Annotated in this window: 17 protein-coding genes and 1 pseudogene; 10 read left to right on the top strand and 8 right to left on the bottom strand. The window is 70.1% G+C overall.

Going from position 1 to position 22,498, the window contains the following annotated elements; all coding sequences use genetic code 11:
* Window positions 1-44 precede the first annotated feature (44 nt).
* The gene (locus ABH937_RS22595) at window positions 45-659 is read left to right on the top strand and encodes a hypothetical protein (RefSeq protein ID WP_370219232.1); all 615 of its coding nucleotides are present in this window, start codon (window positions 45-47) and stop codon (window positions 657-659) included.
* 207 nt (window positions 660-866) lie between these two features.
* A pseudogene (locus ABH937_RS22590) lies at window positions 867-1,166 on the top strand (serine hydrolase); the annotation flags it as partial.
* Between the two features lie 60 nt (window positions 1,167-1,226).
* Here ABH937_RS22590 and ABH937_RS22585 read toward each other — a convergent pair.
* Together ABH937_RS22585 and ABH937_RS22580 are read right to left on the bottom strand one after the other, a co-directional pair.
* Window positions 1,227-1,652, bottom strand: a complete 426-nt coding sequence (locus ABH937_RS22585; protein ID WP_370219231.1) for a VOC family protein — start codon at window positions 1,650-1,652, stop codon at window positions 1,227-1,229.
* Window positions 1,653-1,833: 181 nt separating this feature from the next.
* Window positions 1,834-2,382: a hypothetical protein gene (locus tag ABH937_RS22580; protein ID WP_370219230.1), complete on the bottom strand. Its 549-nt coding sequence runs from the start codon at window positions 2,380-2,382 to the stop codon at window positions 1,834-1,836.
* A 202-nt stretch (window positions 2,383-2,584) separates the two neighbouring features.
* On the opposite strand from ABH937_RS22580, the gene ABH937_RS22575 reads away from it, so the two are divergent.
* The 4 genes from ABH937_RS22575 to ABH937_RS22560 all read left to right on the top strand — a co-directional run bounded on the left by ABH937_RS22575 (window position 2,585) and on the right by ABH937_RS22560 (window position 9,234).
* The gene (locus ABH937_RS22575) at window positions 2,585-6,364 is read left to right on the top strand and encodes a polysaccharide lyase (RefSeq protein WP_370219229.1); all 3,780 of its coding nucleotides are present in this window, start codon (window positions 2,585-2,587) and stop codon (window positions 6,362-6,364) included.
* A 444-nt stretch (window positions 6,365-6,808) separates the two neighbouring features.
* Window positions 6,809-7,285, top strand: coding sequence for a hypothetical protein (locus ABH937_RS22570; RefSeq protein WP_280693092.1), 477 nt, complete (start codon window positions 6,809-6,811; stop codon window positions 7,283-7,285).
* Window positions 7,286-7,329: 44 nt separating this feature from the next.
* Window positions 7,330-8,913, top strand: a complete 1,584-nt coding sequence (locus tag ABH937_RS22565) for a glycosyltransferase (RefSeq protein WP_370219228.1) — start codon at window positions 7,330-7,332, stop codon at window positions 8,911-8,913.
* 54 nt (window positions 8,914-8,967) lie between these two features.
* A complete protein-coding gene (locus ABH937_RS22560) occupies window positions 8,968-9,234 on the top strand; it encodes a hypothetical protein (protein ID WP_370219227.1) in 267 nt (88 codons plus the stop codon).
* Between the two features lie 233 nt (window positions 9,235-9,467).
* Here the strand turns inward: ABH937_RS22560 and ABH937_RS22555 are convergent, their stop codons facing one another.
* The 6 genes from ABH937_RS22555 to ABH937_RS22530 form a co-directional block, all read right to left on the bottom strand.
* Entirely contained in the window at window positions 9,468-10,295 is an 828-nt protein-coding gene (locus ABH937_RS22555; RefSeq protein WP_370219226.1) for a methyltransferase domain-containing protein, read from the bottom strand.
* 245 nt (window positions 10,296-10,540) lie between these two features.
* Window positions 10,541-11,266 (bottom strand): FadR/GntR family transcriptional regulator, encoded by a 726-nt coding sequence (locus ABH937_RS22550; RefSeq protein ID WP_280693096.1) that lies wholly within the window; start codon window positions 11,264-11,266, stop codon window positions 10,541-10,543.
* Between the two features lie 122 nt (window positions 11,267-11,388).
* Window positions 11,389-14,382 carry a hypothetical protein gene (locus tag ABH937_RS22545; RefSeq protein ID WP_370219225.1) on the bottom strand — a complete coding sequence of 998 codons (2,994 nt, stop codon included), beginning with the start codon at window positions 14,380-14,382 and terminating at the stop codon, window positions 11,389-11,391.
* Window positions 14,383-14,471: 89 nt separating this feature from the next.
* The gene (locus ABH937_RS22540; protein WP_280693098.1) at window positions 14,472-15,494 is read right to left on the bottom strand and encodes an ABC transporter permease; all 1,023 of its coding nucleotides are present in this window, start codon (window positions 15,492-15,494) and stop codon (window positions 14,472-14,474) included.
* On the bottom strand, window positions 15,478-17,121 hold the full coding sequence (locus ABH937_RS22535; RefSeq protein ID WP_370219224.1) for a sugar ABC transporter ATP-binding protein: 1,644 nt from the start codon (window positions 17,119-17,121) through the stop codon (window positions 15,478-15,480). Before ABH937_RS22535 ends, ABH937_RS22540 begins: the two co-directional genes overlap by 17 nt.
* A gap of 43 nt (window positions 17,122-17,164) precedes the next feature.
* Window positions 17,165-18,208 carry a sugar ABC transporter substrate-binding protein gene (locus tag ABH937_RS22530; protein ID WP_370146760.1) on the bottom strand — a complete coding sequence of 348 codons (1,044 nt, stop codon included), beginning with the start codon at window positions 18,206-18,208 and terminating at the stop codon, window positions 17,165-17,167.
* 306 nt (window positions 18,209-18,514) lie between these two features.
* Between ABH937_RS22530 and ABH937_RS22525 the strand changes: the two genes are divergently transcribed.
* Genes ABH937_RS22525 through ABH937_RS22510 form a run of 4 tightly spaced genes read left to right on the top strand, consistent with a single transcriptional unit; the run spans window position 18,515 to window position 22,498 of the window.
* Window positions 18,515-19,366: a fumarylacetoacetate hydrolase family protein gene (locus ABH937_RS22525; RefSeq protein ID WP_370219223.1), complete on the top strand. Its 852-nt coding sequence runs from the start codon at window positions 18,515-18,517 to the stop codon at window positions 19,364-19,366.
* A 14-nt stretch (window positions 19,367-19,380) separates the two neighbouring features.
* On the top strand, window positions 19,381-20,715 hold the full coding sequence (locus ABH937_RS22520; protein ID WP_370219222.1) for an L-fuconate dehydratase: 1,335 nt from the start codon (window positions 19,381-19,383) through the stop codon (window positions 20,713-20,715).
* The gene (locus ABH937_RS22515) at window positions 20,715-21,488 is read left to right on the top strand and encodes an SDR family oxidoreductase (protein WP_280693102.1); all 774 of its coding nucleotides are present in this window, start codon (window positions 20,715-20,717) and stop codon (window positions 21,486-21,488) included. The genes ABH937_RS22520 and ABH937_RS22515 overlap by 1 nt, the downstream gene beginning before the upstream one ends.
* Window positions 21,485-22,498, top strand: a complete 1,014-nt coding sequence (locus ABH937_RS22510) for an aldo/keto reductase (protein ID WP_370219221.1) — start codon at window positions 21,485-21,487, stop codon at window positions 22,496-22,498. Before ABH937_RS22515 ends, ABH937_RS22510 begins: the two co-directional genes overlap by 4 nt.

The raw sequence follows: 22,498 nt of genomic DNA, 5'->3' as shown, positions 1-22,498 counted from the left end.
TGGCGGTGCCTCGATCCGAACGGACACTGGGAGCGGAGGTACACATGAGTGTCTTCGCCAAGCTCGCCAGGGTGACCCCGCTCGCTCCCCTGCTGCTCGTCGTCTCGATCCTGTCCATCCTCACACTCGGGGCCCCGCCCGACATGGCACGGCAACGCCTCTGCGGGGCACGGCAGTTACGCCGGTTCGCGAAGCGCTGCGGCGCTTACCAGGAACACGTCGTCGAACGCAGGACGGGCGCCGGCGTCTTCGGCAGGGACCCGTGCTGGGAGACAGTAACGGCGCTCCGGCCAGGGGACGTCACCGAGGTGACGGCCGAGGTAGCCCGCGCACTGCAGAGTGCGGGCTACGCCTGGAACGCCGGCTTCGCCGCGGACTCGAACCGCAAGTGGCCTGGCACGCCGACCCGCCCCGCTCTGCAGGTTTCCCTGGTCCCGGCAGGCGGTGCCCTCGCCAGGATCGGCCACCTCGCCGTCCCGCGACGAGCACGGCTTGGACTGGTGCTGGTGTGGTCGCACAGCGGCGCTCCAGACGTTCCGGGCCGCGCCGACTACGGGAACGGGAAACGTCTCCGCTACCGCCGGCTCCTGCCCCCGGTCGTTCCGACCGGCAGCACCGGCGTGCTGATGCAATTCAGCGAGTGCCGGCCAACGGGCTAGGAGGGGCCGGTGCCCGCGCCACTTCCTCGCTCCGCCGGTCCCCGCCGCACAGATTCAGACCTGCTCACCCTGACGCCCCTTCGACGGCGCGCTGCCTTGCGGTCGAGCGCCACGGCGCTGGGGCTGCTCGACATCCCGGCCAGCGGCACGCCGGCTCCGGCCAAGTTCCGGATCTTGACCAGCCGGAGCAGGTCGGCCGACCCGTAACGCCGGTCGCCCGAGCAACAAGCTGCCCGGCACGCCATGTACAGGAACATCGCCCACCTCACGGTCGGCCAAGGGCAACAGGGCGGCTGGGGCTTCGGGATGGCGGTGCGCACCCATCGTGGCGACCACGCGCCCATCGGCCAGTTCGGCTGGGACGGCGGTACCGGCACCACGGCCTACGCCGACCCGGACAACCAGCTCACCGGAATCCTGCTCACCCAGGTAGGGATGTCGACCCCGGACTCGGCACGGCTCATCCACGACTTCTGGACCACGCTCTACCAGGCCACCGACGACTGACGACCGTGGCCTGCTGATCCGGTCGTCGGCACGGCATCCGGCGGCGGAACGGACTGAGCGTCAGGAACGAGCGTACGGCGTGGTCATGATCTCCATGTTGTGCCCGTCCGGGTCGTCGAAGTACGCGCCCCGGCCACCGAACAGGTGGTTGATCCGGCCCGGGTCGGTGTGGCTGGGGTCCGCGTAGTACGTCACCCGGATCGCTTCCAATCGGGCGATCATGGCGTCGAACTGGTCGTCGGGCACCAGAAAGGCGTAGTGCTGCGACTGGATCGGCTCACCACGCGTCTCGTAGTAGTCCAGCGTCACGCCGTTGCCGAGGTCGACCGGCAGGAAGGGCCCGAACGGGGCACTCACCTCCAGGCCCAGGACCTCGGCGAGGAACCCGGCGGACAGCTGCCGGTCGGTGGCGTGGACGACGGTGTGGTTGAGCTGGACGGTAGTGGTCTCGTGCTGGTGCTGCTGGTGCTGCTGGTCGTGCGGCATTCGGGGTACCTCTCTCCGAGTCTTGGTTCCATTGTGGAACGGCGCGCGGCGCGCCGGAAGGAGGACAGGAGGAGGGCAGGTCGGGGCTCTGGCCCGCCTCGCGCTCACGCCGAGGCCGGGCGCCTCACTGGTGGGAGCGGCCCCCTTTCGGGAGCCGCTCCCTTGGTGTGTGCGTTCGGCGTCAGCCCGCGACGTTGAGCGCGGTGTCGTCGATCACGAAGCTGGTGGTGCCGCCGTTGGCGTCCGTCTCGGTGCCGCTGAACCTCAGCGTGACGGTCTGGCCCGCGTAGGCCGACAGGTCGGCGGTGTGCTGGGTGTAGCCGGTGCCGGCGTCCAGGTTGGAGTACGTGGCCACCGTGCCGAGCACGGCGCCGCTGCCGTTCAGGAGTTGGACGTTGAGGTTGTCCGGCTTGGCGGTGCCGGTGCTCTCGGTGGTGTCGACGTGCAGCCAGTAGGAGAGGGTCGCGGTGCAGCCTGCCGGGATGGTGACGGTCTGCGAAACGGTGTCCGTACCAGACGTCGAGTTGCCGTCCAGCCAGGCGTCCCAACTACCCCAGTGCGCGGGCTCGTCGACCGTGTCACTGTTGATCGGCGCCGAGCCGGTCGTGGAACTCTGGCTCCACGGCGTCGTGTTGGTTCCGTTCTCGAAGCCCGGGTTGATCGGGTAACTGCCGGCCGGCGTGGCGGCGCTGGTGGTGATCGACAGCGCCGCGGAACCACCGGCGTTCACCGAGGCCGGGCTGAACGAAGCCGTGGCTCCCGACGGCAGCTGCGCGCGGGTCTCCCGGGGGCCGGCCGCATACCCGAAGCGTTCATCAGTGTGAATGAGAATCAGAATACTGAAGCTTTACCGTAGCAAGCCTTGTCGGTGACCCGTCCAATCGCGACCGTCTTAGGCAGCGTGACCCAACGTCAACTGGGAGTGGGCACAGATGAATCGGACTCAACGGCAGCGAACCGGCCGGCTGCGACGGCTGACCGGGCAACTCCTGGCGGTGGCCCTGGTGGCCATGACCGCCATGCTCGGCACCACCGCGACCAGCGGCGCCACCAGCGCCGCGACCAACTCCCCCCGAGGGGCGAGCGCGGCCTGGACCGGCTACTTCGACGGCTTCCCCAACAGCACCTGGCACCAGAACTGGGGCATCACCCCGGACACCCAGCAGTGCCAGGGCGCGACCAGCACCGCGCCGTGCAACTGGGGCTACCAGAACATGCAGGCGATCAGCGACCCGACCGCGCCCGGCAGCGGCCAGGCCCTCAAGGTCACCTACCCGGCCAACAGCGGCCCGCCGAGCTGCGGTTGCGGCCTCGACGGCGGCCAGTTCTACCAGAACCTCAACCTGAACGGGCAGCAGGCCCTCGCCCAGAGCAACGTCGTCGACCTGAAGTACTCCTACAACTTCCCGGTGGGCTTCGACTTCGGCCGCAAGCTGGCCGGCAAGATGCCCGGCCTCTACGGCGGCGTGCCCGGCTGTGAGAGCGGCGGCCAGCACTGCAACGGCGGCTGGTCGACCCGCTACATGTGGCGCGGCGGCAGCGCCAACTCGACCGACGGCGAGCTGTACTTCTACACCGCCTCGGGCTCCGGCTACGGCGCCGATCTCTGCCTGGGCAACTGGAAGTTCAACGCCGACGGCAAGTGGCACGCGATCGAGCAGCAGGTGAACGTCGCGACCGGCCAGATCACGATCTGGGCCGACGGCGGCGCCACCCCCGTCTGCCAGACCACCCAGACGCTCGGCAACACCCCCGCCTCCGGCGTCTTCTTCTCCACCTTCCACGGCGGCCACGACACCTCGTGGAGCCCGAGCAAGACCACCACCGACGAGTTCGCCGACTTCACCCTGGCCACCGGCCAGCAGAGCGGCGGCAGTTCGCCGGCCACGCCGGGTTCCCTCGCCGTGTCCGGCACCACCGGCTCCAGCGCGACGCTGACCTGGTCCGAGGCCGACAACGGCGACCCGGCGGCCTCGTACAACGTCTACGAGGGCAACACCGCGGTGGGCACCAGTACTTCGACCACCGCAACCATCTCCGGCCTGACGGCCGGCAGTTCACACACCTACACGGTGACGGCCGTCGACGCCGCAGGAGTCGAGTCCAGCCACAGCGCCGCCGTGACGGCGAGCATCCCGGGCAACGGCCCCGGCAGCCCGGCCACCCCGACCGGCCTGACCGTCACCAACACCACGGGCACCTCGGCCGATCTGGCCTGGACCGAGACCGACAACAGCGACCCGGCCACCTCCTACGACGTGTACGAGGGCGGCACGGTGGTGACCAGCAACACCGCGCCGGGCGCCACGATCAGCAACCTGGCACCGGGCAGCACGCACACCTACACCGTCACCGCGGTGGACGCCTCCGGTGTGGAGTCCACTCACAGCACACCCGTGACCGTGCAGATCCCCGGCGGCGGCGTGGGTCTGACCGCCTCGGTGAGCAAGATCAAGGACTGGGGTTCCGGCTACACCGACGAGGTGACCGTGACCAACAACTCGACCGGCACCGCCACGGGTTGGAACGTCCAGCTGAACCTCGACCCGACCATGAACATCGAGAGCGAGGCCTCGGCCGCACTGAGCTCCAGCGGCCAGCACGAGACCTTCACCAACACCAGCGGCAACGGGACCATCGCCCCCGGCGCCCATGTCACCTTCCAGTTCAGCGGTGACTACTCCAGCCACTACATCGCGCCGACCAACGTGACGGTCACCGGCGCCGGCAACGGCTCCAGCAGCCCCGCCGTCCCAACCGGCCTGGCCGCCGGCACCACGACCAGCTCGTCGATAGCGCTCTCCTGGACCGAGACCAACAACAGCGACCCGGCCACCTCCTACAAGATCTACGAGGGCGGCACGGTGGTGGGCACCAGCAGCGCGGCCAATGCCACGATCACCGGCCTGGCGCCGAGCAGCACTCACACCTACACCGTCACCGCCGTCGACTCCACCGGCGTCGAATCGGCCGCGAGCGCTCCGGTCACGGCCACCACCGCGGCCGGTGGCACCAGCGCCCCCGCCACTCCGACGGGTCTGACCGCCGGCGCCATCACCAGCTCGTCGATAGCGCTTTCCTGGACCGAGACCAACAACAGCGACCCGGCCACCTCCTACAAGATCTACGAGGGCGGCACGGTGGTGGGCACCACCGCCTCGACCAGCGCCACGATCACCGGCCTGGCCGCATCCAGCAGCCACACCTACACCGTCACCGCCGTCGACTCCACCGGCACCGAATCCACCCCGAGCTCCTCGGTCACGGCCACCACCAGCGCCGGAGTCCCGACCAGCCCGGCCACCCCAACGGGTCTGACCGCCGGCAGCGTCACCAGCTCCTCGATAGCGCTCTCCTGGACCGAGACCAGCAACGGCGACCCGGCCACCTCCTACAACGTCTACGAGGGCAACACCGTGGTGGGCACCAGCACCTCCACCAGCGCCACGATCACCGGCTTGGCCGCATCCAGCAGCCACACCTACACCGTCACCGCCGTCGACTCCGCCGGCACCGAATCCGCCCCGAGCGCTCCGGTCACCGCGACCACTAGCGCGGCCGGCGGTGGCGGCGCGTTCAGCCAGACCGAGATCGACTCGGCCGTGGCGGCACCGCTGATCGCCTTCGCCGCGCCGACCTCCGCCGTGCCCCGCCCCGGCACCAACCCGCTCAACATCGGTGCCGCCAAGGTGCTCTACTACCTGGCCCTGGTGGACCGGCAGGCCCCGGGCAGCAAGGCCAGTGGCGGGACGACGGTGGACAGCGCGCTGCTCGCCCAGGTCCGCCACCTGATCGCCGGCGGCAACGAGCCGGACGCCGACGGCGGTCTGGAGGGCTGGGCGCACGCCCCGGTCGCCCAGGCGCTGCTGCTGCTCAAGAACGGCCCCGCCTGGAGCGAGCTGACGGCCGCCGAGCAGAACAAGGTGACGCTGCTGGAGGAGGCGCTCGGCTTCGCCGGCAACTACACCTACAACGACGCCAACAGCTTCTCCTCCGGCATCTGCGGCTTCGGCAACTTCTCCAAGACCAACAACCCCAACTACCGTGACGGCTACGTCGATGTGGAGGCAGCGGCGATCCAGTTCTTCGGCGGCGGCGCCGCCTGGAACAGCATGCTGGCGAAGTTCGACGACGCCACCATGGCTTCTCAGCTCAACGCGGCGGGCCTGACCAACGCCGGCGGCTGCTACGCCACCGTGGGCACGGCCGCCAACTCCGCGATCCACCCGGCCTTCGTCTGGGAGGGGCAGAGCGCCACCAACCTGATGGGCATCTGGAACCAGCTCGCCGCCGACACCTTCGACAAGACCGCGCAGAGCACCGTCAGCGGTGCCCACATCGCGGACGGCACCACCAGTCCCGAGGAGGGCAAGCTCGGCATGGGCCACGAGTTCAACTCCACGGACTCCAGCGGCCTGCGCAGCTCCGCCCTCTACACCTTCGAGGGCTGGATGAACGTGACCGGCAACCGGGTGGCGATGAGCTCGCTCGGCAGCTTCAGCTGCTCGACGGCCTCCGCCGCCGCGCGCTACAACGTCGGCACGCTCGACCTGATCTACAAGCTGCACCACGGCTACATCTCGGTCGCCCTCAACCAGCCCAGCATCCTGGTGGACGACCACGGCGATCCCGCCACCGACGGCCCGAACGTCAAGGGCTACCAGTACGACCTGGACGCCTACCACGCGCTGGTGGCCACCCAGGGCTGCTGACGTCAGGCAGGCTGCCGGGCATCCGACCCCTCAGCTTGTCGTCTCGGGAACTCGAAGAGGCGCTCGCGGACGGCCGTTGGCGTGCGCTTGACGATGCCCCAGGAACCACGGAGTCCGGCGGCGGGCTGTAGGCGCCCGCCCCCGGAGAGGTGAGCGGGGGGCGTACCTGCCCCCCGCCGCTGTGGCCGTGTGGCGGGGAAGGTTTCGCGCAGGACCGCGCCCCGGCACAGGGCACAGCTCAGCGTCTCCTGGCGGAGGTGGCTCGGACAGGGGCCCGGGGGTCGAACGCCGCGACGATTGTGTCGTTTGTGTTGTTCATCCGATGGGGCGAAATGCGCGACCGACGCCCGCATATGCCCTGATTGTCGGATGTGAGCGGTAGGCCACTCAGGTGAGATGACACCCCGAACATGCCGTCACCGAGTCGCCCGTGGAAGGGGACCTATGAGGCTCGCAGGAAACAGGATCGCCGGACTCGCGGCCGTCGCGGTGAGTACGCTGTCGCTCGGCGCCATCACCGCGTCCGCCACGCCCGCCGTGGCGCAGGCGCCCATCTGCGGCGAGGCCGACTGCTCCAACCTGGCACCCGCCAGCCTGAGCGCCAGCCAGGCCACGCTGAACATCACGTCGTTGGAGCTGGAGAACATCACCGCCACCGCCACCGACGTCCGCACCGGACGGCCGCTGGTGGGCGCGCTGGTCCACTTCTACACCTCCGACGGTCGGATGCTGGGCTCGGCCTACACCAACTACGGGGGCATCGCCGGCATCACCACCACCGAGAACTTCGGCCCCGGCACGATCCAGGAGCTGCTGAACGGCTACGACGCCGTCCTGGTCGGCGACGGCGTCCACACCGCGGCCTCGGCGCACGGGGCGATCACCATCGGCACGGACTGCTCCACCACGCCCCCTCAATAGCGAATCGGTGTTGATCGAATGAGGCAGAAATGACAGCAGGGGAAGTGTCCGGCACTTCAGCCGAGATGGCGGACGAGGCGGGGCTGGCGGCCCTGCGGGAGCTGGTGACCGCCTCCGACGACCGCTTCCGCCCGCGTCCGCAACCCGGACCGGCCCAGGAGCGGCGCACCCTCACGGTGGGCATGGCCACGTACGACGACTACGACGGCGTGTACTTCACCGTCATGAGCCTGCTCCTCTACCACGCCGAGGCGATGGACCAGGTCAACCTCCTGGTGGTCGACAACCACCCCGCCGGCCCGCACGCCTGGGCACTGAAGCGACTGGAGCAGGACTTCCCGCAACTGCGCTACATCCCCTACGACCGGCGGGTGGGAACCGCCGCCCGCGACCGGATCTTCCGCGAAGCCGTCTCGGACTGGGTCATGTGCGTGGACTCCCACGTCCAACTGGCCCCCGGGGCCTTGGCCGCCCTGCTGGAATACATCGACCGGCACCCCGACAGCGGCGACCTGCTCCAAGGGCCGCTGGTCTCCGCCGACGGGCAGCGGGTCTCCACCCACTGGGAACCGCGCTGGGAACGGCTGATGTACGGGGTCTGGGGCAGCGACCCGCGCGGCGCCGACCCCGGTGCCGCGCCCTTCGAGATCGGCATGCAGGGCCTGGGCCTGTTCGCCTGCCGGACCAGCGCGTGGCCCGGCCTGAACCCCGCCTTCGCCCGCCACGGCGGGGAGGAGGGCCACCTGCACGACAAGTTCCGCCGCGCCGGCGGCGCCACCTGGTGCCTGCCGGCCCTGCGCTGGACCCACCGCTTCGACACTCCCCGTGCCGGGCGGACCGCCTCGACCTGGTACCAGCGGCTGTTCAACTACCTCATCGGCTTCGACGAGCTCGGCCAGCGCCCCGACGAGGCCATCGACCACTTCACCGCCGTACTGGGCGACAAGGCCGTCCGCCAGGGCGTGGCCGACTACCACGCGGAGAAGCAGAACCCCTTCAACACCTTCGGCGGCATCACCTGCATCAACCTCGACGAGCGCCCCGACCGTTGGCAGGCCGTACAGAGGCGACTGGTCGGCCTGGGCATCCGCCCCGAACGCCTCCACCGCCAGCCGGCCACCGCGACACCGGACGGCCCCCGCATCGGCCGCGCGCTCTCCCACCGCCAGGCCATTCAGCAAGCCCACATTGACGCCCTGGAATCCCTGCTCGTCGTGGAGGACGACGCCCTCTTCCGCCCCGACGCCGCCGAGGTGCTGCGCGGCGCCCTGGCCGAACTCGGCCACCGTCCCTGGTCGCTGCTCTACCTCGGCGGCGCAGAGAGTGAACCGGCCTTCCCGCAGGCCGAGGGGAGCCACCACCCCGAAGCCGTCACCGGCGCCACGACCAGCCACGCCACGACCACCCACGCCATCGCATATCACCGCAGCATCTTCACCCAGCTGCTCGATGAACTGCCCGACACCGTCGAAGGCATGACCGCCTGGATCCAGCGCCGTACCGCGCTCGACCAGTACCTGATCCGCCTGGACCGGCCCGACCGCTACCGCACCGTCCCGGCTGTTGCCACCCAGACCGAGCAGGTCCACCCGATGCCGGCCGCCCTGCGCGACCAGTCCGCCCCGTGAACAACTTCCAGGACCACGGACCGCTGTGCGGGCACTGAGAGGAAACACCGGCCGATGAACATCCCCCGGGCCCGCCGCGAAGGGCTGCGTGTCAAGGAGATCACCGACGGCCGCCTGGCCATCTACGACGAAGACGCCGAGCAGGGACACCTGCTCAGCCCGCTGTGCGCCATCGTCTTCCACCTCGCCGACGGCACCCGGGCCCTTGCCGACCTCACCACGGCCGTCACCCGCACTCACGCGGCGGTCGACACCGCCGTCATCCGGCTCGCCCTCAGTGAACTGTACGTAGCCCACCTGCTCGACGCCCCGCCCGAGTAGCCCCACAACACCACCGCCCACGCCGGCCAGCCTCGCGGCTGGTTGGGCCGGCTCCACCCACACCATTCACTGCATAGACCGGTCAGCCGAATGCATAAACCGGTCACCCGGGCCTACCGAACCTCTTCCGTTGCAATCCGACAGCACATCGGCCAACGCACGCCCGATCCGCCTCGGAGCGCGCGGATCATCGCACTTCGCGGAGATCATTTCGCCGGGAAGACCTCACTGCGTCAACGTGCGAAGTCGTACATGACCTCAGCGTGCTTGGGCTTGCGTGCCTCGATCAGGGTCCGCGTCGAGTAGGTCACGAACGGCCCTTCGGCCACGATCTGCTGGTGCAGAGATCGAAGACGATCACGATAGCGCTCGACGGTGAAACCGGGTACGGCCCACACGACCTTGCGCAGAAAGTACACAACGGCACCGATGTCGAAGAATTCGACGCGCAGCCGCTCGAACCTGATGTCAACGACATCCAGGCCCGCCGATTTGGCCGCCTCGGCCTCGGCGTAAGGATGCCGCCGGTTCTGTAGCTCCGTATCGCACGGAGCACCGAAGAACTCCGCCAGAGAAGCGAGGGTGTCCGGCCCAAGGTGCTGCGCGAAGTAAGCGCCACCAGGCTGGAGCACGCGGGCGATCTCCGCCCACCACACGGGGGAAGGGAGACGGCTGGTGACCAGGTCGAACGACTCGTCACCAAATGGGAATGGTGGCTGATCCGGGTGTGGCACAACGGTCACACCGCGGGGTTGCAGTAACTTGGCGGCCCGCGCAAGGTTCGGCGGCCAGCCCTCCGTTGCCGCAGCGTAGGGCGGTAACCTGTACGCCAGCCGGCGCGCCCCGGCGAGCACTTCTCCGCCCCCGGTCTGTATGTCCAGGGCGGCCGATGCGGATGCCAAACGCGCGCTCATCAGCTTCTGATAACCCCAGGAAGGACGTTCCTCGCTTGCTCGCCCGTCGAGCCAGGAGAAATCCCAGCCGTCCACACTGACGGAATCAGCCTCCTTCATGAGGTCTTCGAACGACCGAGCCGAGCCGATAGCGACTTCCTGTGTCATGATGTCGCATTCCCCTTTTCGACAAGACCAGTGCGGTTCACGTTCTCCGTCAAGGAGTCTCGACGCGCCGGGGCATCCAGGAGGCTGGAGCTTCCTGCGTCGTCTTTTTCCTATCCGGTTCATCCGGACACTGTCAAGACGGTTCATGAGGTGTGCTACCAGCTGGCCTTGCGAATATCGGGCAGGAATCGGGCCAGAAGTACGCCTCGGGAGCGCCGGCTCGGTCGTGCCGGGCCACGGATCCGTCAGGCCGACGGGCCCTCCCCGCCGGCCAGCCGCTCAGGCGCGGTGCTGCGGGAGACCCCGCCGCCGGCCGCCCACTGCTCCACGGCCGCGACATGGGCCATCGCGGCGGCTGCGGCCAGCGGCGCGTCCCGGGTGGTCAAGGCGGCCAGGATGGCCTCGTGTTCGCGGTGGGCGGAGCTGAAGGCGGCGGCGGTGTCGATGCCCCGGATCAGTCGGACCCGCTGGGTGCGGGTCGAGACGATCTCCAGCAGCGTGGCCAGCACCGGGTTGCCGACCAGGCCGACGATGTGCCGGTGGAAGGCCATGTCCAACTCGATGAACTGCTCGGCCGTCTCGGCCTCGGCGCACTGGTCGAGGATCTCGCGCAGCACGGCGAGGTCCTCGTCGGTCACCTTGGCCGCCGCGAGCGAGGTGGCTTGCGGCTCCAACAGCCTGCGCACCTGGAGGAGTTGAACGGCGGCCGGGCCCTGGGAGACGTCGGAGGCGAAGGTGAGGCCGTCCAGCAGCAGGTGCGGTTCCAGGCTGGAGACGTAGGTGCCGTCGCCCTGCCGGGTGACCAGGATGCGCATCGCGACCAGCGCCCGCACGGCCTCGCGCAGCGAGTTGCGGGAGAGGCCGAGCGTCGCGGCCAGCGTCTCCTCCCTGGGGAGCCGCGAGCCCTCCGGGAGTTCGCCCGAGACGATCATGGCTTTGATCTTCTCGATCGCCTCGTCGGTGACCGCCATGGCGGGTGCCTCGTTTCGGGTTCGGTGGTATGCCGGTTCAAAGGTAGAGCAAGGTGAATCAGGTGTGGCAGCTCCGTGGCGCGCTGGTGGCGGCGGCGTCCGGGCCGCCGCCACCAGCGCGGTCAGTGGACGTCGAAGCGGTCCACCACCAGGTAGCTGCCGCCCGCCTTGGTGAGCGTCAGCGTGTGCCGGCCCGGCGCCAGGTTGCCGACACTGTAGAGCGTCTGCTGCGCCTGCCGGGTGGTGGTGACCGCGTTGACGCTGCCCTGGGCGGCGCCGTCCAGCGAGACGGCGATCTGGCCCTCGTCGGGAGCGGTCTCGGTCACGAAGCTGATGCCGGTGCCGACGAAGGTGACGCTCGCCGAGTCGCCGTCCGCCGTGGCGTAGTGCACGTCGTCGCCGTAGTCCCCGTCGCCGCGGCCGCCGGCGTAGCCCCACGAGCTGCCGGCGTAACTGATCGCCGGCGCCGTGTCGTTGTAGCTCGCCGCCACCTCGAAGCCGTCCAGGGTCGCGTAGGTTCCACTGCGCTTGACCACGTGCAGGGTGTGGCTGCCCAGCGGCAGGCCGGACGTGCTGTAGATGACCTGCTCGCCGAGTCGGGTCGGCGAGCTGGTGTCGACCAGGCCCTGCGAGACGCCGTCGATGAAGATCTCGTCCTGGCCCTGGTCGGAGTACTTCTCACCGAGCACCGAGATCCCGGTGCCGGTGAAGCCGACCGAGGCGGTGTCGCCGTTGGTGGTGGTGTAGTGGATGTCGTCGTTCAGGTCGCCGTTGCCGCGGAAGCCGAACTGCGCCCAGGAACCGGTATAGGTGACGGCCTGGTTGTCGTCGTTCAGCTGCCCGGTGAGCGGCTGGTAGGCCGGGTCCGGCCCGGCGGCGGCGATGATGGTCTGTGCCGCGGCGGGCCAGGCTCCGCCGCTGACCACGGTGGCCTGGTTGAAGGTGATGTTGCTGCCGTTGTTGTTGTAGGTCGCGTTGTCGGCGTAGTTGTCGTGCACGTCGATGTCGTGGATGGTGGGCGTCCACATGCCGAACCAGTTCTGCCCGCCGAACCGCGCCACGTTGTCGTGGCTGTTCCAGTACGAGCTGCCCTCGTCCTGGTAGAGCATGTTGTTGGTGTGGTTGCCGCCCTCGACCAGGTTGCCCGCGAGGACCGAGGTCAGCGAGCCCCCATCGCCACCCTGGCCGCCGTTGGTGTAGATCGGGCCGCCGTCGCTCAGCACGCCCATCACGTCGTGCACGTGGTTGTCCAGGATCTGGTTGCCGCCGGCGTAGCCGGTGCCGTGCCGGCAGGGGTTGGCCAGGCCCTGCTCGGCCTGTAGCGAGCAGTCGGAGGCGTAGCCCCAGCCCCAGCCGAGCGAGATGCCGGAGTACGGGGTGTGGCCGATGTCGTTGTGACTGATCGTCAGATTCCGGGTGTACCCGGCCCAGACGCCGACCGCGTCGCTGAAGTCCTGGCCGACGTGGTCGATCCAGTTCTCCGAGACGGTGTCGCCACTGGTCATGCGGGTCGGGTCGGTGAGGTAGTAGTCGTCCACCTCGCCGACCGAGACGCCGCCGCCCGCGGTGTCGTGGATCCAGTCGCCGGTGACGGTGGAGTTCTGGGTGCCGTCGGCGAGGTCGATGCCGGTGCCGCCGGTGTGCGCGATCTCGTCACCGGTGAAGCTGATGTCGCTGCCCCGGTGCACCTGGACGGCGGCCGGGATCCGGGTCGGCGCGTGCGTGGTGGCGTCCCACAGTACGCCCGCCTGGTTGTCGACATAGCCGGCGGTGGACGGGAGTTGCCAGTTCGCGTAGGCGAAGGTGATGCCCTGGAAGCTGATGTCGTGCACCGGCGCCGGCGCGTCGGGGATCACGGTGAAGCCGTCGATCACCAGGTACTGGCCGCCGGTCTTGACCAGCTTCACGGTGTGCTGACGCTTGGTCAGGCCGCTGACGGAGGCGATCCGTTGCTGGGCGAGCCGGGTCGGGCCGTAGCCGGTGGCGCCCTGGACCTTGACGCCGTCCACGTAGACGTCGAAGCTGCCCTCGTCGCTGCTGACCTCACCGAGGACGTCGATCCCGGTGCCGGTGAAGGTGTAGCTCACCGAGTCGCCGTTGGCGGTGGCGGCGTGCACGTCGTTGCCGAGGTCGCCGTACGGGCGGCCGCTGTCGTAGCTCCAACTGGTGCCGCTGTACTGCGCGCCGGGGTCGGTGTCGTCGACCGGCGCCAGGTGTCCCGGGGTGCCGGCGAGGTCGACCAGCGTGTCCAGCACCGGCAGCTCGACGTCGGCGGTCTTCAGGTCCTCGCCGGGGCGGGGTGCGTAGTAGAGGTAGCCGGCCTGGCTGTCGAGGTAGAACTGGCCCGGCTGGGTGAGCAGTTGGTAAGCGTTCTCCACCCAGCTGACACCGGAGAGCGCGGGCAGGCCGGCGCCGTTGAACGGGAAACCCGGGTCGGGCACCGCACTGTTGTTGTTCGCGAAGCAGGTCGGGTCGACGTTCAGGCTCGAACCGCCGCTGCTGGTGGCCGTGATGCTCGCCAGGGGGCAGCGCATCTGCTTCCAGTCGGCGTTGTCGACGATCTCGACGCCGGACTGGTTGGTGAACGCGGCGTACGCGGGGTCGCTGCTGATGAAGCTCGAACCCTGCAAGGTGAAGCCGGGGTTGAGCGGGCCACGGGCCCGCTGGGCGCGCTCGCCGTTCACGAAGAGCTGCCGGCTCCGGGTGCCGGCCGGGACTGCGGCCCGGTAGACGTTCTTGCCGCTGTCGAAGAGCGCGAACCCGGTGATCTGCTTGGCGCCGCTGAACACGGGCTTCTCGCCCGGGTAGGCGGCATAGACCACCTTGGCGCCGTTCTGGCCCGAGTCGGCGGGGCCGTAACTGAGCGGGCTGGTCAGGCGGTAGGTGCCACCGCGCAGGTAGACATGGGTGTCGGCGGTCTGGGTCCTGGCCAGGCCGCGCGCCTTCTGCTTGACGCCCTGCAGTGCGCAGGGCGCGGTCAGGGTGCAGCTGGTGCCCGAGCCGTGGGGGGCGGCGTAGAGCACGGTGGGGGTGGCGGCCCCGGCCTGGGTGGGCACCAGGCCGGGGGCCAGCAGCAGCGCGCCCACCACGGTGGCCGCGCGCCGGAGCAGGGTCATGACGCTCCTCGAAGGGGGAAGGACGAGGGGGGAAGTGCGAGGGGGACGGGGCGAAAGGGGGCAGGCCATGGGCGCGCGGGGACGCGACCTCACTCCTGGGTCTCGCCCGAGGTGAACCGGGAGATGATCAGGGCGACGATGATGATCAGGCCGTTCAGGAACTGGTTCCACAGCGGCGGCACGCCCGCCAGGGTCATGACGTTGACGACGAGTTGGAGCGTCAGCACACCGGTCAGCGCGCCGAACAGGGTGCCCCGGCCGCCGTTCAGGCTCACGCCGCCGATCACCGTGGCGGCGAACACCTGGAAGATCCAACCGCTGCCCTGGTCGGCCGAGATGGAGCCGTAGTGGCCGGTGTAGAGGATGCCCGCGAAGGCCGCGAGCAGCCCGCCGAGGATCAGCACCACCCAGGTCACCCGCTCGACCCGGATGCCGGCGGTGCGCGCCGCCTCGGGGTTGCCGCCGATCGCGTACAGCGCCCGCCCGTGCCGCAGCCAGGCCAGCGCGCAGCCGCCGAGCGCGAAGAGCAGTGCGCAGATCCACACCGCGGCCGGCACGCCGAACCAGGCCGCGCTGCCGAGGTAGCTGAAGGAGCTGGGCAGGTCGACGATCGACTGGCCCTGGGAGAGGGCCACTTGGAGACCGCGCAGCATGGTCAGGGCGCCGAGCGTGACGATGAAGCCGTTCAGCCGCAGCTTGAGGATCAGGAAGCCGTTGACCGCCCCGATCAGCGCGCCGGCCAGCAGGCAGAGCGGGATCGCCGTCCAACCGGGGAACAGGCCAAGGCCGTTGAACCGCCCGCCGTGGCTGGGCAGGACCAGCCAGATGGCGATGACCGGTGCCACGCCGATGGTCGACTCCAGCGACAGGTCCATCCGCCCGGAGATCAGGATCAGCGCCTCGGCGAGCACCAGCAGGCTCAGCTCGGTGGACTGCTGCGCAACCCCGATCAGGTTGGCCGAGGTCAGGAAGGCGGGCGAGACGATGAAGCCGATCACCCCGAGCACCAGCAGCACCGGGACCAGCGACAGATCGCGGTAGCGCTGGAGGTTCAGCTTGCGCCGGGGGCCGACGGCGAGCGGGGGGACAGCGCTTTCAGTCGTGGGAGACATGGTGGTCCTCTTCGATGGTGTCGTGGCCGCGCGCGGGGCCGGTGTGGTCGGACGCGGGGACGGCGGCGGCCCGGTCGTGCGCCATGCCCTCCATCGCGGCGACCAGGTGCTCGTCGCTCCAACCCGGCGCGAACTCGCCGGCGATCTCGCCGTGGAACATCGCCAGGACGCGGTCGCAGGAGCGCAGGTCGTCCAGCTCGTCCGAGACGATCAGGGCGGCTCGACCGGCCTGCGCCACCTGGCGGATCCGGGCGAGCAGGAACTCCTTGGACTTGACGTCCACGCCATTGGTGGGGCGGATCGCGACCAGCACGTGCGGGTCGGTGGCCAGCGCGCGGGCGATCACCACCTTCTGCTGGTTGCCGCCGGACAGCGCCGAGACGGGCGCGTCAGGGCCCGGGGTCTTGATGTCCAGGTCCTCGATCATCCGGCCGGCGAAGGCGGCGATCCGGGCGGGCAGCACGGTGCCGTACGGGCCGAGCTGGGAACTGACCGTCAGGGTCGCGTTCTCCGCCACGCTGCGCCCGGCGACCAGGCCCTGGCGGTGACGGTCCTCGGGGACCAGACCGACGCCGGCGGCCAGCGCCGACGGGATGTCACCGGTGCGCACCGCCTTGCCGGCCACACTGATCCGCCCGGAGCTCGGACGGTGCAGGCCGGCCAGCGTCTCGCCGAGCCGCACGTTGCCGCTCGCGGTCGCGCCGGCCAGGCCGACCACCTCGCCGGCCCGCACCGTGAGATCCACGTTCCGGTAGGCACCGGCCAGGGTCAGGCCGTCCACCGCCAGCAGTGTCTCGGTGGCGAGCGCGGGGCGGGCCACCGGCGCCGGTGCGGTGCTGGCAGCGCTCTCCCCCGTCATCGCCTCGACCAGCGCCGCCTGGTCCAGCTCTGCCACCGGGGCGGTGACGATGTGCCGGGCGTCCCGGTACACCGTGACGCTGGTGCAGAGCTCGTAGACCTCCTGAAGGTGGTGCGAGATGAACAGGAACGCGACGCCCTGCTCCTGCAGTTCCCGCAGCTTGCCGAAGAGCCGCTCGATGCCACGGGCGTCCAGCTTCGCGGTCGGCTCGTCCAGGATGATGAACCGGGCGCCGAACGAGAGCGCCCGGGCGATCTCGACGAACTGCCGCTGCTCCACGGTCAGGTCCTCGGCCCGGGCCGCCGGGTCGACCTCGACGCCGTAGCCGGTGAGCAGTTCGGCGGCCTGCTCGCGCAGTCGCCGCCAGCGGATCGGGCGCAGGCCGAACGCGGTCTGCCGGTTCGGACTCTGCCGGTTCGGACTCTGCCTGTTCAGGCTCTGCCTGTTCAGGAAGAGGTTCTCGGCGACGCTCAGGCCGCCGATGATGGTGGAACGCTGGTACACGCAGGCGACCTTGGCGCGCCAGCCGTCGGTGTCACCGAAGGCCGGCGCCGGTGCGCCGGAGAAGCGCAGGGTGCCGGTGTCCGGCCGTTGCAGGCCGGTCAGGATCGAGACCAGCGTGGACTTTCCCGCGCCGTTGCGGCCGACCAGTGCGTGCGACTCGCCCGGCGCCACGGCGATTCGCGCCTCGCGCAGGGCGACGGTGGCGCCGAACCGCTTGGAGATCCCGCTGGCCTCGACCACCGGGACGGGTGTGCTCTCCGGCATCGTGCAGCCTGTCCTTTCCTCGTCGTGCTTGGAGCAGCGTGTCTCAGTGCGAGACGTTGTTGCCCCACAGGCTCTTGTCGTCCACGTTGTCCTTGGTCACCAGCGGCGCGGGCAGTTGGTCCTCCAGGCCGTTGGGGAGCTTGATGATGGTGGAGTTGTGGTCGGTCGGGCCGGGCTGGAAGGTCTTGCCCTGGGTGGCCGCCTCGGCGTAGTACAGCGCGTACTTGGCGTAGAGGTCGGCGGGCTGCGAGATGGTGGCGTCGATCTGGCCCTGCCGGATCGCGTCGAACTCCTGCGGGATGCCGTCGTTGGAGATGATGCTGATGTGGCCCGGCTGGCCGGCCGGCTTGAGCAGGCCCTTCTGCTGGAGCAGGGCGATGGTCGGCTGCAGGAAGACGCCGCCGGCCTGCATGTAGATGCCGTTCAGGTCGGGATTCTGCGCGAGGGTGGTCTGCAGCTTGCTGGAGGCGACCGAGCCGTCCCAGTTGGTGGGCAGCGCGAAGACCTGGATGCCGGGGTAGTTCTGCTTCATGCAGTCGGCGAACGCCTCCGAGCGGTCGCGTCCGTTGATCGAGGTGAGGTCGCCTTCGAACTCGGCGACCTTGCCCTTGCCGCCCAGCTGCTTGCCGAGGAACTGGCAGGCCTCGGTGCCGTAGGCGCGGTTGTCGGCGCGCACCACCATGTACACGTTGCCCTTGTCGGGTCTGGTGTCCACGCTGACCACCGGGATCTTCTTCGCGGCCAGTTGGTCCAGCGTGGAGGCGATCGCACCGGTGTCCTGCGGCGCCATCACGACCGCCTTGGCCCCGGTGTTCTCGAAGGCCTGGACGTTGGCGACCAGCTTGGTCACGTCGTTCTGCGAGCTGCTGATCGGCAGCGTGTGGGCGCCGTCGCCGCTGACGTCGGCCTTGAGGTACTGCGCGTAGGAGTTCCAGAAGTCGGAGTCCGAGCGCGGCAGATCGATGCCGATGGCCGGCTTGGCGGAGGCGGAACCGCTGCCGCCACCACGGCCGCAGCCGGTGGCGAGCCCGATCAGCAGGACTGCCGCACCGAGGGTGGCCGCACTCCGGGAGAGGGTGGTCTGCACGTTCTGACTCCTTCTAACATCCGAGGTTTGTCGGCTTCGGCAGGAGCTGGGTCACACGGCCTGGAAGGCACGCGACGTGGCGCACCTGCACGGAGGTGGCCGGGCCGGTGATTCATCGGGTGAATCCCCGGCTCCGTGGACGCTAGACCCTGCATCCGGCCCCCGCAAGAGGCCTGACGGTAGCTTTTCGCCCGGCTTCGGACTGACGGGCCGAAAGACCTCGGATGAATCCCTTGCCCTCCGTGGTGACGACTCGTAGAGTCCAGCTCCACGACAGCAATCATCCGATGTATGGGAGCCCTCCCGATGAAGTTGATGCGTCTGGGACCGATCGGTGCCGAGCGGCCCGCGGTACTCACCGCCGATGGCCGCGGCTACGACGCCTCGTCCGTCACCGCCGAGTTCGACGGCCGCTTCCTGGCCGCCGACGGCATCGCCCGGCTGCGCGCCGCCCTGGCGGCCGGCCTGCTGCCCGAGCTGGCCCTGGACGGCCTGCGGGTGGGCGCGCCGGTGGCGCGCCCCGGCAAGGTGGTCTGCATCGGCCTCAACTACCGCGACCACGCGCAGGAGACCGGTGCGGCGATCCCGCAGCGCCCGGTGGTCTTCATGAAGGACCCGGGCACCGTGGTCGGCCCGTACGACGAGGTGCTGATCCCCCGGAACTCCCGGAAGACCGACTGGGAGGTCGAGTTGGCCGTGGTGATCGGGCGGCGGGCCCGCTACCTGGACTCCCCCGCGAGTTCGGTCGAGCACATCGCCGGCTACACGATCAGCAACGACGTCTCGGAGCGCGAGTTCCAGCTCGAGTTCTCGGGACAGTGGGACCTCGGCAAGTCCTGCGAGACGTTCAACCCGCTCGGCCCCTACCTCGTGACGCCGGACGAGATCCCCGACCCGCAGGCACTGGAACTGCGCCTGTCGGTGGACGGGACCGCCCGCCAGCACAGCAGCACCAAGCAGATGATCTTCAACGTCCCCTACCTGGTCTGGTACTTGAGCCAGTACCTGGTCCTGGAACCCGGTGATGTCATCAACACCGGCACCCCGGCCGGCGTCGCGCTCGGCCTGCCCGATCAGCCGTACCTCCGCCCCGGCCAGCATGTCGAGTTGGCGATCGACGGCCTCGGCAGCCAGCGCCAGACCTTCGTCCAAGCCTGAGAGAGGACCGCCCTGTGGCCGCCGTCGCCCGGATCACCGCCGTGGACACCTACGACATCCGCTTCCCCACCTCGCGGGAGCTGGACGGGTCGGACGCCATGAACCCCGACCCGGACTACTCGGCCGCCTATCTGGTGCTGCGCACCGACGCGGGCGACGGGTTGGAGGGACACGGCTTCAGCTTCACCATCGGGCGCGGCAACGACGTCCAGGTCGCGGCGATCAACGCGCTGCGCCAGCACGTCATCGGCCTGCCGGTGGCCGAACTCTGCGCGGACCCGGCCTCGTTGAACCGGACGCTGGTCGGTGACAGCCAACTGCGCTGGCTCGGCCCCGAGAAGGGCGTGATGCACATGGCGATCGGCGCCGTGGTCAACGCCGTCTGGGACCTGGCCGCCAAGCGCGAGGGCAAGCCGCTCTGGCGGCTGCTCGCCGACGCCACCCCCGAATGGCTGGTCTCGCAGGTCGATTTCCGTTATCTCACCGATGCTCTGACGCCTGATCAGGCGCTCGAACTGCTCCAGCGGGGGCGGGCGGGCCGGGTCGAGCGCGAGGCCCGGCTGCTGCGGGTGGGCTATCCCGGCTACACCACCTCCCCCGGCTGGCTCGGCTACTCCGACGAGAAGCTCACCCGGCTCGCCCAGCAGGCGCTGGCCGACGGCTTCACCCAGATCAAGCTCAAGGTCGGCGCCGACCTGGCGGACGACATCCGCCGCTGCCGGGCCGCCCGCACCGCGGTCGGTCCGGACATCCGGCTGGCGATCGACGCCAACCAGCGCTGGAACGTGGCCGAGGCGATCACCTGGACCAAGGCGCTGGCCGAGTTCGACCCGTACTGGATCGAGGAGCCGACCAGCCCCGACGACGTGCTCGGGCACGCGGCGATCCGCACCGGGGTGGCCCCGATCAAGGTCGCGACCGGTGAGCACGTGCAGAACCGGATCGTCTTCAAGCAGTTGCTCCAGGCCGGATCGATCGACGTGCTGCAGCTGGACGCGGCCCGGGTCGGCGGGGTCAACGAGAACCTCGCGATCCTGCTGCTGGCCGCCAGATTCGGCGTGCCGGTCTGCCCGCACGCGGGCGGTGTGGGATTGTGCGAACTGGTCCAGCACCTCTCGATGTTCGACTACCTGGCACTCTCCGGGAGCACCGAGGACCGGGTGATCGAGTACGTCGACCACCTGCACGAGCACTTCCTGGCCCCGGTGACGATGGAGCGCGGCCACTACCGCGCGCCGCGCGAGCCCGGCTTCTCGGCGCAGATGCTGCCGGAGTCGATCGCCCGCTTCAGCTACCCGGACGGCGGCTTCTGGGCCGCCGACCTCGCCCGTACGGAAGGAACTCATTGATGACGGACTTCACCGGCCTGCGCGCCCTGGTCACCGGCGGCGCCTCCGGCATCGGCCGGGCCACCGCGCTGCTGCTCGCCGAACGCGGCGCCGAGGTGGCGGTACTGGACCTCGCGGTCGACACCGTGGACAAGCCGCTGCACGGCCTGGCCGCCGACCTGCGCGACGACGCGTCGGTGCGGGCGGCGGTGGGGCAGGCGGCCGAACTGCTGGGCGGGCTCGACGTACTGGTCAACAACGCCGGGATCGGCGCGATCGGGACGGTGGAGGGCAACCCGGACGACGAGTGGCACCGGGTGCTGGACGTCAACGTGCTCGGCCTGGTCCGGGCCAGTCGCGCCGCGTTGCCGCACCTTCGGCACTCCGTCCTGTCCCGCCCGGGGCGGACCGCCGCGATCGTCAACACCTGCTCGATCGCCGCGACCGCCGGGCTGCCGCAGCGGGCGCTGTACTCGGCGAGCAAGGGCGCGGTGCTCTCGCTGACCCTGGCGATGGCCGCCGACCACGTCCGCGAGGGCATCCGGGTCAACTGCGTCAACCCCGGCACCGCCGACACCCCGTGGGTGGGGCGGTTGCTGGACGCCGCCGAGGACCCGGCGGCGGAGCGGGCCGCGCTCAACGCCCGGCAGCCGATGGGCCGGCTGGTCAGCGCCGAGGAGGTTGCCGCCGCGATCGTCTACCTGGCGAGCCCGGCGGCAGGCTCGGTCACCGGCACGGCGCTGGCCGTGGACGGCGGGATGCAGGGGCTGCGCCTGCGGCCGGCCGAGTCGTGACGGTGCTGGAACCGGGCACCGCGCGGCGGCTCGGGCGCAGCGGCGTCGCGGTGAGCGCGCTCTCCTTCGGTGCCGCGGCGATCGGCAACCTGTTCAGCCCGGTCGGCGAGCAGGACGCGGCGGCGGCCGTCGAGGCGGCCTGGGCGAGCGGCATGCGCTACTTCGACACCGCGCCGCACTACGGCCTCGGGCTTTCCGAGCGCCGGCTGGGCGAGGTGCTGCGGGGGCACCCGCGCGCGGAGTACGCGCTTTCCACCAAGGTGGGCCGGCTGCTCGATCCGCTCGCCGAGCCCGACGGCGACGACCTGGCGAACGGTTTCGCGGTGCCGGCCACCCACCGGCGCCGCTGGGACTTCAGCGCGGACGGCGTGCGGCGCTCGATCGAGGCCAGCCTGACCCGGCTCGGCCTGGACCGGATCGACCTGGTCTACCTGCACGATCCGGACGACCACGCCGAGCAAGCGCTTTCCGAGGCCTATCCGGCGCTGGCCCGGCTGCGCGACGAAGGCGTGGTCGGCGCGATCGGCGCCGGCATGAACCAGGCCGAGCTGCTCACCCGGTTCGTCCGGGAGACCGACCTGGACGCCGTGCTGCTGGCCGGGCGCTACACGCTGCTGGACCAGCACGGCCTGGCCGAGCTGCTGCCCGAGGCCGGGCGGCGCGGGGTCTCGGTGGTGATCGGCGGGGTGTTCAACTCCGGCCTGCTGGCCGACCCGACGCCGCAGGCCACCTTCGACTACGCGACCGCGCCGGCGCCGCTGCTGGACCGGGCGCTGCGGCTGAAATCGCTTGCCGAGCGGCACGGCGTGCCGCTGCGGGCGGCGGCGCTGCAATTCCCGTTCGGGCACCCGGCGGTGGCCGGCGTGCTGGTCGGTCTGCGCTCCGCCGCTCAGGCGCAGGACGCCGCGGCGATGCTACGCCTGCCCGTTCCTGACGCACTGTGGGAGGATCTGCGCGCCACCGGTCTGCTGGCCGCAGACGTACCGGTCCCGGGGACGGAGAGCTCATGA

The organism is Kitasatospora sp. GAS1066B, assembly GCF_041262605.1.
In the GTDB taxonomy this organism is placed as follows: Bacteria; Actinomycetota; Actinomycetes; order Streptomycetales; family Streptomycetaceae; genus Kitasatospora.
This window is presented reverse-complemented; position numbering and strand designations above follow the sequence as displayed.